Raw genomic sequence first — 14,496 nt, 5'->3', positions numbered from 1 at the left:
AATATTATGAAAACAAAACAGGAAAAAATTCAGGAATTAGAAAAAGATTGGCTGGATAATCCACGTTGGAATGGCGTGAAAAGACCTTACACAGCCGAAGATGTACTGAAACTTCGAGGTTCTTACCAATTAGATTATACGATTGCTACCGAAATGTCAAAGAAATTCTGGACAAAACTCAATTCTCAGGATTTTGTTGCCGGATTAGGAGCTTTAACTGGAAATCAAGCGGTTCAGGAAGTTGATGCGGGACTGGAAGCAATTTATCTTTCAGGTTGGCAAGTTGCAGCAGATGCTAATTTGTCTGGTGAAATGTATCCCGATCAATCTTTGTACCCAGCGAATTCAGTACCTTCTGTTGTGAAGAAAATTAATAATGCATTATTAAGGGCAGATCAAATTCAATCCGTAAACGGAGGTGGAGAAAAAGAATATTTAGTTCCAATAATCGCCGATGCAGAAGCAGGTTTTGGCGGAAATTTAAATGCTTATGAATTAATGAAGCAAATGATTGAGGCGGGAGCGGCAGCAGTACATTTTGAAGATCAGTTATCTTCTGCGAAAAAATGTGGGCATTTGGGTGGAAAAGTTTTGGTTCCGACTCAAGAAGCGGTTAATAAGCTAATATCGGCTCGTTTAGCAGCAGATGTTTTGGGAGTACCGACTGTAATTATTGCTAGAACAGATGCAGATGCGGCAGATTTGTTGACTTCAGATATTGATGACAGGGATAAAAAGTTTGTGACAGGGAAAAGAACTTCCGAAGGTTTCTATGTTGTGAAAAATGGTGTAGAGCAGGGAATTGACAGAGGTTTATCTTATGCTCCTTATGCCGATTTGATCTGGATGGAAACGTCAAATCCGGATCTGGAGATGGCAAGAAAATTTGCAGAAGGAATTCGTACAAAATTTCCAGATAAAATGTTGGCTTATAACTGTTCACCTTCTTTTAATTGGGCTGCAAAATTAAGTGTCGATGAAATGCTGAATTTCCGAGAAGAATTGGGAAAAATGGGTTACAAATTCCAGTTTATTACATTGGCTGGTTTTCATGCTTTGAATACTGCGATGTTTGAATTAGCTTTGGCATATAAAGAAAAAGGAATGGCAGGTTATTCTGAATTGCAGGAACGCGAATTTGCTTTGCAGAAGCAGGGTTTCAGAGCGGTAAAACATCAGTCTTTTGTTGGGACAGGATATTTTGATGAAATTCAAAATATTGTAACCAATGGTTCGGCAGCAACAGTGGCGATGAGAGATTCGACAGAAACAGCACAGTTTCATTAAAAATTTAATATTGGCAAATTTCATTGTATTTTTGCGTTTAACTATTCTTACAAAAAATCCATTATAATTAAATTTAATTGTTGCAATCTTCCTCTTTTGAGGAAGGTTTTTGTTTTGAATGTTCTATTGAGTAAATATTGAGAAATCTCAATTATAAAGATTGATTTTTTATAGTTAAATAGGTTTTATTCTCTCAAAATTACAACAAGATTAAAGATAAGATATTTCCTTTTATCAATTGAAGCTTTTAAAGCAAATAGGTGGGATTAGGGATTTTCAGTACATAAAATACGAATTTCGGTACATTACGATAGATTGCTATGGCTTTACATTTGTAATAAACTCTTTAAGATTATTGTTTCATCTTGAAAAATAATGTGAATTAGTATTAATCAAAAATCTTAATTATGAGTTTTATAGACAAAGTAAAATTGGCTGCCGAGTTAGCAAAGGCGAATTTCAGTGAAGGTATCGATGATGGTTATGACCATTCCACTACATCTGCCGGAAGAAAAGGGTTAAGATCCGGCCGTGTATCTGAGTTAACTGCGATGGCAGACCTAAAACCCGGAGGTGCAGAAAATCTCAGAACCATAATGGAAATTGCAGGTGGGGATCTGAAAGGCGCAACCAAAGTAGGAACGCTGCATGACCTTCGTATAGTTTTGTTTGATAACGATACCAAGATTCTTTTCTGCACGGCTTACGATGGCGACTGGGATGCTTATATTGATGATTTCGCTACAAAAATTCCGCAGCTAATGGACATCATTTTTGGGAATGTAGAAGGCTGGCCAGGCATAAAAAACCCGAGTGTAAAACAGTTCATTCTAGACCATCAGATTACTGCGACAGGTTGGTATGTAGGTGTTCCGCATCTTACGGTGAATGATATAAGGAGAAATGATAAAATCATTAAAGGACTGAATAAGGCAATTGACGAAGCAAATAAAATCTAACCTATGGCATTGGAATTTTTAAAGCGGATTTTTAATCCCAATAAAGTTGAAATTGAGCTGAACGAAATACAGGCCTTAATTCTCAGAAGCCGACCTATACCATATTTCGGAACAGTGGCTATTATTGAAATCAAAGATGCTGTGGCAGCCAGACAAATGCTCCAAAAACTCTTGCCGATTGTGAGTTCTGCGGAAGACTGGCATAAGAATGAAGGCGCATCGGTTACTTTGACATTCACTTATAAAGGTCTGGAAAAAATCGGTGTGCCTCAAGAGTCACTCGATACTTTTCCCGAATCCTTCAAGGAGGGAATGGCAGAACGTTCCCGGTTTCTGTACGACATTGGAGTCAATGACCCTAAAAACTGGGAAAAGGTTTTTAAAAGATCACATATTCACATCGCTGCTGCAATTATCGCCAACAATGAAGAGGCGTGGAAAAGCCAGCTGGAGGAATTTCGTTCTAAATTGACGAATAACAGCGGCGTAGAAGTAATAATGAGCCACGATTTCGCCGTATCTGAAGAGGTTAAAAATGTATTCGGATTCAGGGATGGCATCAGCAATCCGGAAATTGAAGGCAGTGGGATAGATGTTCCTCCCGGATTTGACCGTCCGCTTAAAGCAGGCGAATTTATAATGGGCTATCCTGGAGAAGCAGGCATCATAAAGCCATTTCCACAACCTGAAGTTTTAGGTAAGAACGGTTCTTTTATGGTTTTCAGAAAGTACCAAAGTCAGGTAGCAGAATTTAATCAATTCATTAAGGAAAATTCTTCTTCGCCGGAAGAGGGAGAACTCTTGGCTGCCAAAATGGTAGGTCGCTGGCGAAGTGGTGCACCTTTGGTTTTAGCTCCCGAAAAGGATGATAAAGCGCTAGGAGATGATATGCAAAAGAACAATGATTTTTCTTTCAAGAATGATGAGTACGGTAAAAAGTGTCCGTTCAGTTCGCATATCCGCAGGATGAACCCAAGAGATTCCAAATCTTTTGTTTTGGAGGATGAACGTTTGCACAGGATCATCAGAAAAAGTGTAACTTTTGGCGAAATTGTTCCGCCGGAGGTAACTAAAAATGACGGTAAGGAACGTGGACAGTACTTTATTGGCATTAGTGCCGATGCAATGGGAACACTGGAATTTCTTCAAAAACAATGGGCAAACGATGGTAACTCCCAAAATCTGGGAACAGAAAAAGATCCTATGATTGGTGTACAGGACGAAGACGCACTGTTTTCTGCACCGGGAGAACCCCTCATCAAAAGATACCGTGGTTTGCAGACCTACAACATTGTGAAAGGCGGCGAATATTGTTTTATTCCAAGCATTTCTGCTTTAAAATGGATTAGCGAATTAAAATAAAAAAAGCACTATGGAAGATTACATCAAGTACAGTTACGAAGTGGAAGAAATTCCAGAAAATTTCGATGAGTATATTACTACCATTAATAACGATATCCGCGAATACATCAAAAATACGCCAAACCTAAGCAGGGCGACCCATCATACAAGAGATGCGCACGCCAATGGCTATGCAGTGCTGAAAGCAGAGGTTGAAATTTTGGATAATCTGCCCGTAGAACTGGCGCAGGGCATTTATGCGAAACCCGGAAAACACCAGGCAGCAGTTCGCTTTTCCAATGGTTCGTCCAGAGTTTTGCCCGATAAACTTAGCGGTAATGCACAAGGATTTGCTTTAAAGATTTTTGGGATAGATGGCAAAAAATTATCTCCCGGAGAGGAAGATTCTCCCAATGTTGATTTTAACCTGATTAATAATCCGGTGTTTTTCTGCAACTCGGCAGAACATTATGTTTTCATTTCAAAGCTGTTTTTAAAGCTAAATGATTTCTTTGAAAAGGGAGCCTTGGGAAAATTGGAATTTGCCACACTTTGGGTCACCGAAAATAAAAAAGCATTTCCAAATTTTGAGGCTTTGAAGGAATTGGGAGCGCTTAAAACTTTTCAAAAAATCCCTTCCATCAACAGTTTTCTTTATGAATTTTACAGTATGGGAGCAGTTCGCCACGGTGATTATATCGCCAAAGTAAGAGTGAGCCCAACTGAGCAGACCAAGAACGCCATCACTGAAAAAAATATTGATCTAGACAGCGCAGAATGGCCGTACAGAAAAGGAATTATCAAAGAAATAGCTCAAAAAGACCTTACGTTTGAGTTGCAAATACAACTTTGCAAAGACCTGAAAGAAATGCCTGTGAATGACCTTACAAAAGAATGGTCGCAGGAATTATCACCATTCCGTACGGTGGCAAAAATCACAATACCAAAACAAACGGTTCCTGAGGATGGTAATTTTGAAATTATGGAAAATCTGTCGTTTACACCGTTCAGAACCATCGAAGAGAATTCACCGATCGGGAATTTACAGCGTTCACGGCAGTCAGCGTATGTGACATCTTCAACCTCAAGACACGAGCTAAATCACAAAAAACGTAAAGAACCAAAGAATTTGGAGGAAGCATTCAGTCCGGAGTTTTATCAATTATAATTGAAAATGAAGATTCTGAGTCCTAGTTCCGTAAAGTTTATTACCAAAAATCAACCAAAATTATGAGCAAAATAAAAAATGTAACGGTAGCTGGAAGTGGTGTTTTAGGATTCCAAATTGCTTTTCAAACAGCAATTTACGGATTTGAAACCACTGTTTACGATATCAGTGATGAGGTGCTGGAAAAGGCGAAAGCAAAGTTCGACGGCTTGGCCGAAAGTCATAAAAAGGATCTTGACGCCACCGAAGAACAAATTGCAAAAGCCAGGGAAAGACTGCACTATTCATCCGATTTGGCAATTGCTGTGAAAGATGCCGATCTTTTGATAGAAGCAGTGCCAGAAGATATTAAAATAAAAACGGAATTTTATAAGCAACTCTCGTCAATTGCACCGAAGAAAACCATTTTTGTAAGTAATTCATCCACCTTGTTGCCAAGTCAGTTTGCTGAGGTGACAGGAAGACCAGCGCAATACCTTAACCTGCATTTTGCTAATCAAATATGGTTGCGAAATACGGCGGAAATTATGCCCCATCCAGGAACCGACGAAAAAATAACTGAGGAAATTGTCGATTTTTCCAAGGCGATAGGGATGGTGCCTGTTTTGGTGAAAAAAGAAGTTCCAGGATATGTGCTCAATTCTTTATTAAATCCATTTCTGAATGCCGGAATGCAGCTTTGGATTGGCGATTATGCTACGCCAGAAACCATCGACAAAACCTGGATGCTGGGAACTGGTTCGCCTTACGGACCAATGGCTTTGTATGATATTATCGGATTGACGACACCATACAACATTTACAAACTGCAAGTAGACAAGGGCAAAACAGATGATAAGATTGTGCTGGATAAACTTAAATCAACCTTCATTGACCAAAATAAACTGGGAATTTCTACTGGCGAAGGCTTTTACAAATATCCAAATCCTTCGTGGCAAAGTCCAGATTTTTTGAAAGTGCCGGAAGCCGATTTATCTAAAATCAGAATCAAAAATGTTGTGGTGGCTGGAAGTGGTGTTCTCGGTTTTCAGATTGCGGTGCAGTGCGCTCATTTCGGCTATAAAGTCACGGTTTATGATGTTAATGATGAAGCTTTAAATAAGGCAAAAAACCGTTTTGATGTCTTGGCTGAAGAATATAAAAACTACCTGAAAGCTGAGGGAGAAAAAATCGAAAATACCAAAAATAATCTCACTTATTCGACAGATTTGAAAGCTTCTTTACAAGATGCTGATTTATTAATAGAAGCCGTACCGGAAAGCATCGATATCAAAAAAGATTTCTGGGAAAAAGCTTCTAAGCAGGCGCCGGAAAAAACCATTTTTGCGAGCAACTCATCCACACTTTTGCCGAGCAGATTAAGCACATTTACCGATCGTCCGGAAAAATTCATCCATTTACATTTTGCCAATCATATAATGGTTCGTAATACGGCAGAAATAATGGGTTCTGATCAAACCGACCCAACGGTTTATAACGAGATTGTAGAGTTTGCAAAATCCATTGCTATGCTTCCCGTGGAACTGAAGAAAGAAAAATCGGGCTATGTTCTGGATTCTTTGTTGATTCCGCTTTTGGTGGCTGGCCTTGCACTGTGGGCGAATGACGTTGCCGATCCTGCAACCATTGATAAAACCTGGAGAATAGCAACAGGTGCTCCTTTTGGACCGATGGCTATTTTAGATTTGAATGGGATGAACACCAATTATAACATCTTAAAAGAAATCCCGGGAGAACTAACACAAAAAATAGCAGAAAAGCTAAAAACCGAACTTATCGACAAAGGAAAACTTGGTCAGCAATCCGGCGAAGGTTTTTACAAATATCCTGATCCGGAATGGCAAAGCAAGGATTTTTTAAAAGCTTGATAAATGCTAAATTTCCATTAAAAACGAAGTATTTTAATTATTAATCAATTATTTTTAATTAAAATACTTTTTTGTTTATGATATTTTTTCATAGAGCCAAGCCTTTATACTTTCATAAACAGATTCTTTAATATCTTCATTAAGTATTTTGTGCCGCATAGCAGGATAAATTTTAGTTTTAACATCTGTAAAACCATCTTTTTGCATTTGTGTTGTCGTTTTTTCGACACCTTTTCCGAAGTCTCCTATCGGATCATCAGCTCCGCTTACAAAAAGAAAAGGAAATTCCTTTGGTAATTTTTCTGCCCATTTTCTTTCCGTTGCCTGTTGATTTAGAGAAACTAATGCGTAAAAACCATTATTGGTAAAAGGTACTCCGCATAGGCTGTCCCGGCAAAATGATTCCCGGTTGGATTTGCTGAGGCTCAGCCAACTGGTAAGGTCGCCATCTTTCTCGCCTTTAAAATGTTGATTATTAATTTTTGAAAAAGTTTGGTTGATGAATTTGCTCCGGTGTTTTGAGGCAATAATATTGTTGATGGACAGGAAAAATCTTGCAAAACCGATTCCGTTGATTTTTCCTCCCGTTCCCACGATGACCGCGCCTTTGAAATCAGCTTCCTGATTCTGAAGTAAGCATCTTGCAATGAAAGATCCCATAGAATGCCCCAGTAAAAAGTGAGAAATGTTAGGGTAGTTGTTTTCTAAAAATGCTGCCATCGTTGCGGCATCGTCTATAAGTTGCTGCTTGGGATTTTCTTTTTGAAAATAACCAAGTTCTTCCCGGTTTTCCGCCGTTTTTCCGTGTCCGAGATGGTCATATAATAGAACAGCAAAACCATTGTTCGCCAGATTTTCCGCAAAATCTTTATAACGACCGCTATGCTCCTGCATCCCGTGTAGTATAAGGAGTGTAGCCTTTGGAGGTTCATTTATTGGTTCGAATAATTCATAAAAAAGATTGTGCGTACCTGAGTTGGCAATTTTCTTCCTGTTTATATATCCTGATGTTTGTTTTGCCATAGAGTCGGTTGGTTTTGTTTAAAAATAAATATTCTGCCCTTGACAAAAGCAAGAGCAGAATAAAGTTAGATAAATTGGTTATTATAGACAATCTCTTTTATAGATTAAAGAGAGATATGCCTTTAGCAATAAAGAACTTCGATAAAGTGTAAAGGCAGCTCTTTTTTTATTTTTAATTTCTGTAAGAGGTATGGATGGCTTTTGCCAAAACGTCTGGTTTTTTCCAGTGTTCCGTTACTGGTGTTACTTTTTTATCGAGGCCGAGTAGGGTATATACCGCGATGCGTGCTGCACGAACCGAATATTCTTCCGTGAAAACCATATCTTCCGGTATTTCTACAAACTGACTAATCATTGCTAAGTTGGTGCTGCCTTCAGGAACAACTGCAGGGCGGTCTTTTTTAGCTCTTGGCTGAAACAAAGCATCGATGTAAGGCATCATACACGGAATAACATTGATAATGCTATCTTTTATTTCCTGTTCGTGCTTTTCAAAATGTAAATGATGAATCAACTCTGTCAAAATTTCTTCGCCCGTGCAATCAATCATCGGCTTTTTCACATAATCTCCCACTGCATCTGGATATAATCCGTAGCCCCAAAGAATAGTAGTATCATCGCCTTGCGCTTTGAAATGCGGTTGTGCAGCCACCACAATTGACATTCGCCACGATGAATCTTTAAATGTCATCAAAGCTCCGCTGCCGGGTTTGTTTCCAGTGTATTCTTCAATAAGTTTCAGAAATTTATTTCCTTTGAATGTTGGCGTAAATGAATACCATTTTGTTTCATCAGGTTTGGTAAAGAACGGGTCGGGGTTACCCAATTTGCCGGGTTTCTTGTTGGCAATTTTACGCCATAATGCAAAACTTGGCGGATTTGACGGTAAATATTTTGCAGGCGTATTATAATCGCCGTTATTAGAATTATCTGTAATACATCCGTTGGTAAAGAATACCAAATCGCCTTCATTCACGGTTATTTTCTCTGTATTTCCTTCTGCATTGATGCATTCTATTTCCGTTACGGTAATGCCATCATCATCGGCAAAATCCAAATCGGTAACGGTTTTTCTTAATGAAAAGTCCACTTTATGCTGGTCCAGAAATGCCTTCAACGGCAAGATAACGGATTCATATTGGTTGTATGGTGTTCTGGTAACCCCTTCGAGTGTTTCGATTCTTGAAAATTCCAACAGCATACGTTTCATATAGCGTTGAAATTCAAAAATACTGCTCCATTCCTGCCAGGCGAAAGTGGTTTGCCACATATACCAGAAGTTGGTCGTAAAAAAATGGTCGTCAAACCAATCACGAATGGTAATGTTGTCTAAATCATTTTCATCGGCAAAAAACAATTTCACAAATTTCATCCGGTCCTGAGTGTTGAAACCCATATCCGTTACGGGTAAAATGTTTCCGTTCTTGTCAATCAACCGAGCTTTTGCCTTTGTCGGATTCGCGTGGTCAAATGCCATAATTTCATCTTTTACGGAAATGTTCGGGACATCCAGAGAAGGGATACGGGATGTTAATTCCCAAAAGTTTTCATAGGTTTCTTCGTTGAGCATACGCCCGCCACGACAAATAAACCCTTTTTCTTTAGTTCCCGCACCATCGTTGCTACCACCCAAAATAGGCAAGGCTTCAATGATGTGAATGTTTTCGCCTTTAAAGTCTCCGTCTTCTAACAGATATACGGCACCGGCAAGACTTGCCAATCCGCCTCCGATGAAATATGCATGTTTGTTCGAATTGCTCATATGATATTTTTTTTGGTTATTTTTATATGATAAAGGTATTGATATACCTTAATTCCTTGGTATCCCTAAATTCGAAAATCATATACGGAATTTCTTTTTTAAAAATGCTGTTGTCTTCGGTACTTTTGGGGCGATATTGACGCATGCTTTTTAAAGAAACGGCCGAATGCAGAGGTAGAATTAAAGCCCGTTTCAAATGCAATCTGAGAAATATTTTTTTCTGGATAGCCGAGCAGAACGTATACTTCTTTTAATAAGGCCTCATCAATAATCTGATGTGGCGTTTTGCCGGTCGCTTTTTTTACAATCAGAATAAGATATTTGTTGGTAATGAATAGCTTGTCCGCATAGTATTGTACGTCCTTATGCTGCAAAATATTTTCTTTCACCAATTCATTGAATTTAAAAAAAATATTATTGTTATCCTGTGGAGTAGGATATGCGTTGTCTTTTCTGTCTTTATCAGTTAGGACTGCAACTTCCAATAAAATATTAATAATAATAGTACGAACAATATCTTCTGTAAAACGACCATTCCTCGTGGTCTGCTGTTGAAGATAATCCAATAAATTGATTAAGTGCGTACTACTTGATTCGTTGGAAATTACCACGTTAAAGCTATTTTTATTGAATAGAGACAGATTCTCGATAAAAAATGGATTAGAAATGTTCTTGAGCAGGAAATTCTTTTCAAAGAATAGAACCTTCATACGGAAATCTTTGCTGGTATTTACAAATTTTATAATTGTTGACGGAGCAGATATCAGGAATCCGTTTTGGGATATCTTGTAATGCTGATTATCAATTTCTAAATCTATACTACCAGAAACACAGATGCAGAATGCATAAAAATCCATTCGGAAGAGTCTTTTTGGGAATTCAAAAATGAGTTTTCCTGACGATATAAAGTAAGGTTCCTCACAATGTACGTGATAAAAAGATAATATTTCTTTAATACTTTCGTAAGCTTTCATAGCTTCTTATTTAATAGATTTATGCAGGCTGATATAATTTTCGTATTATATTTACTTCGCTACAGCTCCTCTCTTTTAATCTTTCGGACTTTGTAAAATAAAACACTATAGCTGGCAATGGCGCTTACTGTTCCTATGATTATCATTTTTATAACATAGGGATAGGTGAGGTCTACAGCGCCTTTTTCTATGATAAGTATTCTAAAGGCAGGCAGGAAATGTGTAAGCGGGATGATATTTGCAATATACTGAACCCAAGCGGGCATTTGGCTGAGCGGCCAGGTAAATCCTGACAGGATAAAGCTGGGTGTGGCAATAACCATAAGGATTTCCGTAGCTTTCAGCTGGTTCGGAACAAGGATACTTACCAAAATTCCTATAAAGCAGACCGAGATTACAAAAACGCCCGCTATAAGGGTAAGCGGAAAAATGTTTTCATAAAAAGGAATTCTGAACCACTTGGTAAAACCCCAGTACATCAGCCATATCCCGAAGCTCATTATGAGATAAGGCAAGATTTTAACCAGTATCAGCATAAATGCAGAACGGCTTCTATGTACCAGATATTTGAAAGTGCCGTTTTCAAACTCGGAAGCAAAAGAAAGAGCAAGCCCCAATAGTAATACCTGCTGAAGCACAGTAGCCAAAACACCTGGCCACAAAAAATACATATAGTTGGTGCTTCTATTGTTCTTTTTTATAAACGTGGTTTTAAATGGCTCATACTGGCTCATTAGCAAATTTTCCGGAACTCCTTGTTTGCGCAATGTTTCGACCTGTGTTCCTGCTTTGAGGGTTCCTAAGACCAGCTGAAGTGCTGATGAAGAATAATTTGCGGTCAATACATTTGCAGTATTGACTATGGTAGTGACTTCAGGATATCGTTTTGTCAGCACATCTTTCTCAAAATCTTTTGGGATAATAACGACGCAGGTTGCATCTTTCTCAATCATCAAACGATTGAGGTTTGTCTCATCAAACTGCAGCCTTGCAACAGACAAAACTTCGTTGTCATTCATCATTTCGATGGCTTTCCGGCTGAGTGCGCTTTGGTCATAATCTACCACTATGATTGGTAAATCTGTCACTTTCCCTTTGCTGTAAACATATCCCAACAAAACACCGTACATCAAAGGAGCCCCAATAAACAAAATTCTGAGAACCTTGTTGCTCCAGAACAAACCGAACTCCCGTTTGATCAGATTGAGAAATGTTTTCATTATTAAGGTTTTAGCGTTACTGTTGTTTTGCTTAGAATATCGTTTGCTTGTTGGATGTTAATAGGGTCTATCAATATTTCATACAAAGCGTCCTGCACTTCATAATCAGGATATGCTGTAGCAATATTAGCATAGGCACCTATTTGTTTTATATTTCTGATTTTCCCTTTGATATCCCGATTCTTGTAAGGTATATGCACATTGATTTCTTTTCCTTGTGCATAATTTGCCAATTGGCTTTCAGGAATAGTAAAACGGAAATAAATGGAATTATTAAGAGAACCTTTGAAAAGCGTATATCCTGGTAGTGCCAGTTCCCCCAGCTTCAATGTGATGGATTCTATTTTCATATCCTGTGGTGCAATGATATACCTTTCTTTCTCGGCAACCTGTACTTCTTCCAAAGCTCCTTGTGCACGGTCTTTTTGTCCCAACGCCATTGTTTGCTGTTCTATGCGGACCCCGTTTTTAACATCGGCAATTTCTGCATCTACGGCTATCATTTGTGATTTGGCTCCCTGATACTTGGCGAATACTTCATCATATTGCTGTTGCGGAACCAGTGAATCCTTTACCATTGCATTCATTCTTGCCAGCGATTTTTTTGCAAACTCATATTGCTCTACCAAAGCGGATTTCTTGGCATAGAGCTGTGCCAACTGATTGGCAGTAGCACCGTGTACACTCATCTCATATTGTGCCTGAGCAGATTTTACCGCACCTTGTGCCTGTGATTTTTTTGCGTCTACTTCCGGGATTTCCAATATCGCCAATGTATCTCCTTTTTTAACAAGAGCTCCCTCGCTGATCAGAATTTTATCTATCCTGCCTGCTATTTTGCCTACTACTGCAATCTCTTCCCGCTCGGTCTTTCCCTGGATGGTTTGTGATACTTTCGGTTTATTCTCACAAGAAGCTAAAATGCCTGCAATGCTTAGTATGTAAATAATTTTTTTCATTTTGCTTAGTTTTGGATTTTAATAAAGTTTGATAATTTTCCCGATGCACGGTAAACTTCAATAGCAGCATTACGCTGTTCAATCACGGTTTCTACTTTGTTTAAGGATTCTTTGTATATATCGTTTTCCGCCCCCAGGCGTTCAGTGACGTTAATAAGCCCTAATCTGTATTGTTTTGATGCTATCTCATTATTATTTTGTGCTATTTTTTCCCTTTGGATCGCAATATCTACCTTATGTATCGTGGTATTGTATTCTACCTTGTTTTTTTCCAATTCCAGGTCTACTTTTTCTTTGGTGTCAGCTAGTTTATTTTCAACCTGGGCGAGTCCTATTTTGGCTTCGTCTATTTTATGTTTACGTTCAAATCCGCTGAAGAGTTCCCATTTCACGGCCACGCCTAACATCCAGTTCGGATGTAGTGTCAATTCATTTAGTTTCAAATTGGCGGTCGTATTTAATTGTTCAATCGGCACTTTTGTATTGGCATTATATAATGATGCATAGCTATATCCCGCAAAAGCCCCAACTGTGGGAAGAAGGCTTCCTTTTTCTTTTTTAAGGGCATATTCGGAAGCTTTTTTGAAAGATTCCAGTGCTTTTACCTCATTTCGTTCTGCTGTGCTCAGGCTGTCCAAAATAATGATGGGCTCCAACTGATGATTGGTTTTAAGAATTTCTTCTTCAGAAAGATTGGTGGATTGTTTTATCTTGAGTATCAGAAGTTTTCTTTTATTTTGAACATCTGCACGTTTGGAAGCCAATTCCAGAGTGGAAAGTTTGATCTTATCTCGGTCGTAAGGAATTGCCAACCCTTCGGATATCGCCTTTTCTACTCTTTCTTTTTCCTTATTCAATCTCTTTTCGCTGTTATCGATGAGTTTTTCGGCGGTTTCCAGAAGTTTGAGACGGTCAAAGCTCCCTATGATATCTTTTATGACCTCATTTTTCTGATTTTCCATCATAAAAGCTGTTCCTGTGTTTTTTTCTTTGAGAGCCTTGGCTCCATTTAGGATTTGTCCGCCACTGAACAGTACCGCTTTTGCGGTAATACCTCCATTAAGGATATTCGCATTTGTGCTGAAATCGGAAGATCCCCCAAAAACAGGATATCCTGTGATGGGTAAATTCAGGGTAGCTAGATCTAATTTTGCATCACTGCTGATGTAAGAGTATAAACCTGACGCCTCGACCTTCGGTATATATTTGGCCAATATGCTTTTGCGTTCTAATTCTAATTTTTGTAATTCAAGATCTTGATTCCTTATTTCAGTATTTTTTTGCAATGCCTTTCCGATAGCATAATCCAAATCCTTACTTATAAGAATCTGTGCGTTGGTGATAGTGCCGAATAGGATCAATGTAATGGCTAACTTTATTTTTTTCATAACATTTCGTTTTGAATGTTGTTTTGAATATGCTGAAAGAAGTTTTTTATCTCCATAATTTGATTTTCGGAAAGTCCTCTGGTTGCTCTTTCGGTGACATTGTTCACAATATACATTACTTTTTCCTCTATCTCCTTTCCTTTATTTGTTAAATATATTAGATTTTGCCTTCTGTCAGTAGGGTGAGACCTTCTTTCTACGTAACCTTCTTTTTCCAATTGATCAATAAGTCTAGTTATGCTGGGTTTATCCCTGTGGGTAAAATCTGCTATTGACTGCTGTGAACATCCCTGTTGTTTCCATAAAGGTACTAGCACCGACCATTGTTCCCGGGTCAGGTTAATATTATTCAATTTGAATTGCTGACCCAAAAAACGGTTGAACAGTAGAGGTACATTACCGGTAAGCAGATTGTATCGATCTTGTTCAGTTAATATTTTTTCAGCTTTCATATAAAAATTATTATTGAACAAAGTTAATTAAACAATAGTTGTAATAACAACTATTTGTGTTAAATTTTTTTAAATCTTAATATGATTGAGATGAC

General features: G+C 38.3%; 12 protein-coding genes. 5 read left to right on the top strand and 7 right to left on the bottom strand.

Annotated features, from left to right (window positions below; all coding sequences use genetic code 11):
- The first annotated feature begins 6 nt into the window (after window positions 1-6).
- From aceA to MTP08_RS14745, 5 genes are all read left to right on the top strand, one after another.
- A complete protein-coding gene (gene aceA / locus MTP08_RS10630; RefSeq protein WP_065721666.1) occupies window positions 7-1,287 on the top strand; it encodes an isocitrate lyase in 1,281 nt (426 codons plus the stop codon).
- 407 nt (window positions 1,288-1,694) lie between these two features.
- Window positions 1,695-2,246 (top strand): hypothetical protein, encoded by a 552-nt coding sequence (locus MTP08_RS10625; RefSeq protein ID WP_002978558.1) that lies wholly within the window; start codon window positions 1,695-1,697, stop codon window positions 2,244-2,246.
- Between the two features lie 3 nt (window positions 2,247-2,249).
- Window positions 2,250-3,608 (top strand): Dyp-type peroxidase, encoded by a 1,359-nt coding sequence (locus MTP08_RS10620; RefSeq protein WP_123865306.1) that lies wholly within the window; start codon window positions 2,250-2,252, stop codon window positions 3,606-3,608.
- A gap of 10 nt (window positions 3,609-3,618) precedes the next feature.
- On the top strand, window positions 3,619-4,755 hold the full coding sequence (locus MTP08_RS10615; protein WP_123865307.1) for a catalase family protein: 1,137 nt from the start codon (window positions 3,619-3,621) through the stop codon (window positions 4,753-4,755).
- Window positions 4,756-4,817: 62 nt separating this feature from the next.
- Window positions 4,818-6,623 (top strand): 3-hydroxyacyl-CoA dehydrogenase, encoded by a 1,806-nt coding sequence (locus MTP08_RS14745; RefSeq protein WP_123865308.1) that lies wholly within the window; start codon window positions 4,818-4,820, stop codon window positions 6,621-6,623.
- A 75-nt stretch (window positions 6,624-6,698) separates the two neighbouring features.
- Here the strand turns inward: MTP08_RS14745 and MTP08_RS10600 are convergent, their stop codons facing one another.
- The 7 genes from MTP08_RS10600 to MTP08_RS10570 all read right to left on the bottom strand — a co-directional run bounded on the left by MTP08_RS10600 (window position 6,699) and on the right by MTP08_RS10570 (window position 14,401).
- A complete protein-coding gene (locus MTP08_RS10600; RefSeq protein WP_243575945.1) occupies window positions 6,699-7,646 on the bottom strand; it encodes an alpha/beta fold hydrolase in 948 nt (315 codons plus the stop codon).
- Window positions 7,647-7,818: 172 nt separating this feature from the next.
- Window positions 7,819-9,408, bottom strand: a complete 1,590-nt coding sequence (locus tag MTP08_RS10595; protein ID WP_123865310.1) for an oleate hydratase — start codon at window positions 9,406-9,408, stop codon at window positions 7,819-7,821.
- A 98-nt stretch (window positions 9,409-9,506) separates the two neighbouring features.
- Window positions 9,507-10,382 (bottom strand): helix-turn-helix domain-containing protein, encoded by an 876-nt coding sequence (locus MTP08_RS10590; protein ID WP_123865311.1) that lies wholly within the window; start codon window positions 10,380-10,382, stop codon window positions 9,507-9,509.
- Window positions 10,383-10,441: 59 nt separating this feature from the next.
- Entirely contained in the window at window positions 10,442-11,602 is a 1,161-nt protein-coding gene (locus tag MTP08_RS10585) for an ABC transporter permease (protein ID WP_123865312.1), read from the bottom strand.
- A 2-nt stretch (window positions 11,603-11,604) separates the two neighbouring features.
- Entirely contained in the window at window positions 11,605-12,561 is a 957-nt protein-coding gene (locus MTP08_RS10580; RefSeq protein ID WP_002978570.1) for an HlyD family secretion protein, read from the bottom strand.
- 5 nt (window positions 12,562-12,566) lie between these two features.
- A complete protein-coding gene (locus tag MTP08_RS10575; protein WP_123865313.1) occupies window positions 12,567-13,949 on the bottom strand; it encodes a TolC family protein in 1,383 nt (460 codons plus the stop codon).
- Window positions 13,946-14,401, bottom strand: coding sequence for a MarR family winged helix-turn-helix transcriptional regulator (locus MTP08_RS10570; protein WP_089768737.1), 456 nt, complete (start codon window positions 14,399-14,401; stop codon window positions 13,946-13,948). The genes MTP08_RS10575 and MTP08_RS10570 overlap by 4 nt, the downstream gene beginning before the upstream one ends.
- Window positions 14,402-14,496: the final 95 nt, after the last annotated feature.

It is taken from the genome of Chryseobacterium oryzae, assembly GCF_022811665.1.
Taxonomy (GTDB): Bacteria; Bacteroidota; Bacteroidia; order Flavobacteriales; family Weeksellaceae; genus Chryseobacterium; species Chryseobacterium oryzae.
This window is presented reverse-complemented; position numbering and strand designations above follow the sequence as displayed.

Bases quoted from the DNA above. Each gene is read 5' to 3' on its own strand.
- aceA (WP_065721666.1), top strand. From the start codon at position 7: ATGAAAACAAAACAGGAAAAAATTCAGGAATTAGAAAAAGATTGGCTG.
- MTP08_RS10625 (WP_002978558.1), top strand. From the start codon at position 1,695: ATGAGTTTTATAGACAAAGTAAAATTGGCTGCCGAGTTAGCAAAGGCG.
- MTP08_RS10620 (WP_123865306.1), top strand. From the start codon at position 2,250: ATGGCATTGGAATTTTTAAAGCGGATTTTTAATCCCAATAAAGTTGAA.
- MTP08_RS10615 (WP_123865307.1), top strand. From the start codon at position 3,619: ATGGAAGATTACATCAAGTACAGTTACGAAGTGGAAGAAATTCCAGAA.
- MTP08_RS14745 (WP_123865308.1), top strand. From the start codon at position 4,818: ATGAGCAAAATAAAAAATGTAACGGTAGCTGGAAGTGGTGTTTTAGGA.
- MTP08_RS10600 (WP_243575945.1), bottom strand. From the start codon at position 7,646: ATGGCAAAACAAACATCAGGATATATAAACAGGAAGAAAATTGCCAAC.
- MTP08_RS10595 (WP_123865310.1), bottom strand. From the start codon at position 9,408: ATGAGCAATTCGAACAAACATGCATATTTCATCGGAGGCGGATTGGCA.
- MTP08_RS10590 (WP_123865311.1), bottom strand. From the start codon at position 10,382: ATGAAAGCTTACGAAAGTATTAAAGAAATATTATCTTTTTATCACGTA.
- MTP08_RS10585 (WP_123865312.1), bottom strand. From the start codon at position 11,602: ATGAAAACATTTCTCAATCTGATCAAACGGGAGTTCGGTTTGTTCTGG.
- MTP08_RS10580 (WP_002978570.1), bottom strand. From the start codon at position 12,561: ATGAAAAAAATTATTTACATACTAAGCATTGCAGGCATTTTAGCTTCT.
- MTP08_RS10575 (WP_123865313.1), bottom strand. From the start codon at position 13,949: ATGAAAAAAATAAAGTTAGCCATTACATTGATCCTATTCGGCACTATC.
- MTP08_RS10570 (WP_089768737.1), bottom strand. From the start codon at position 14,401: ATGAAAGCTGAAAAAATATTAACTGAACAAGATCGATACAATCTGCTT.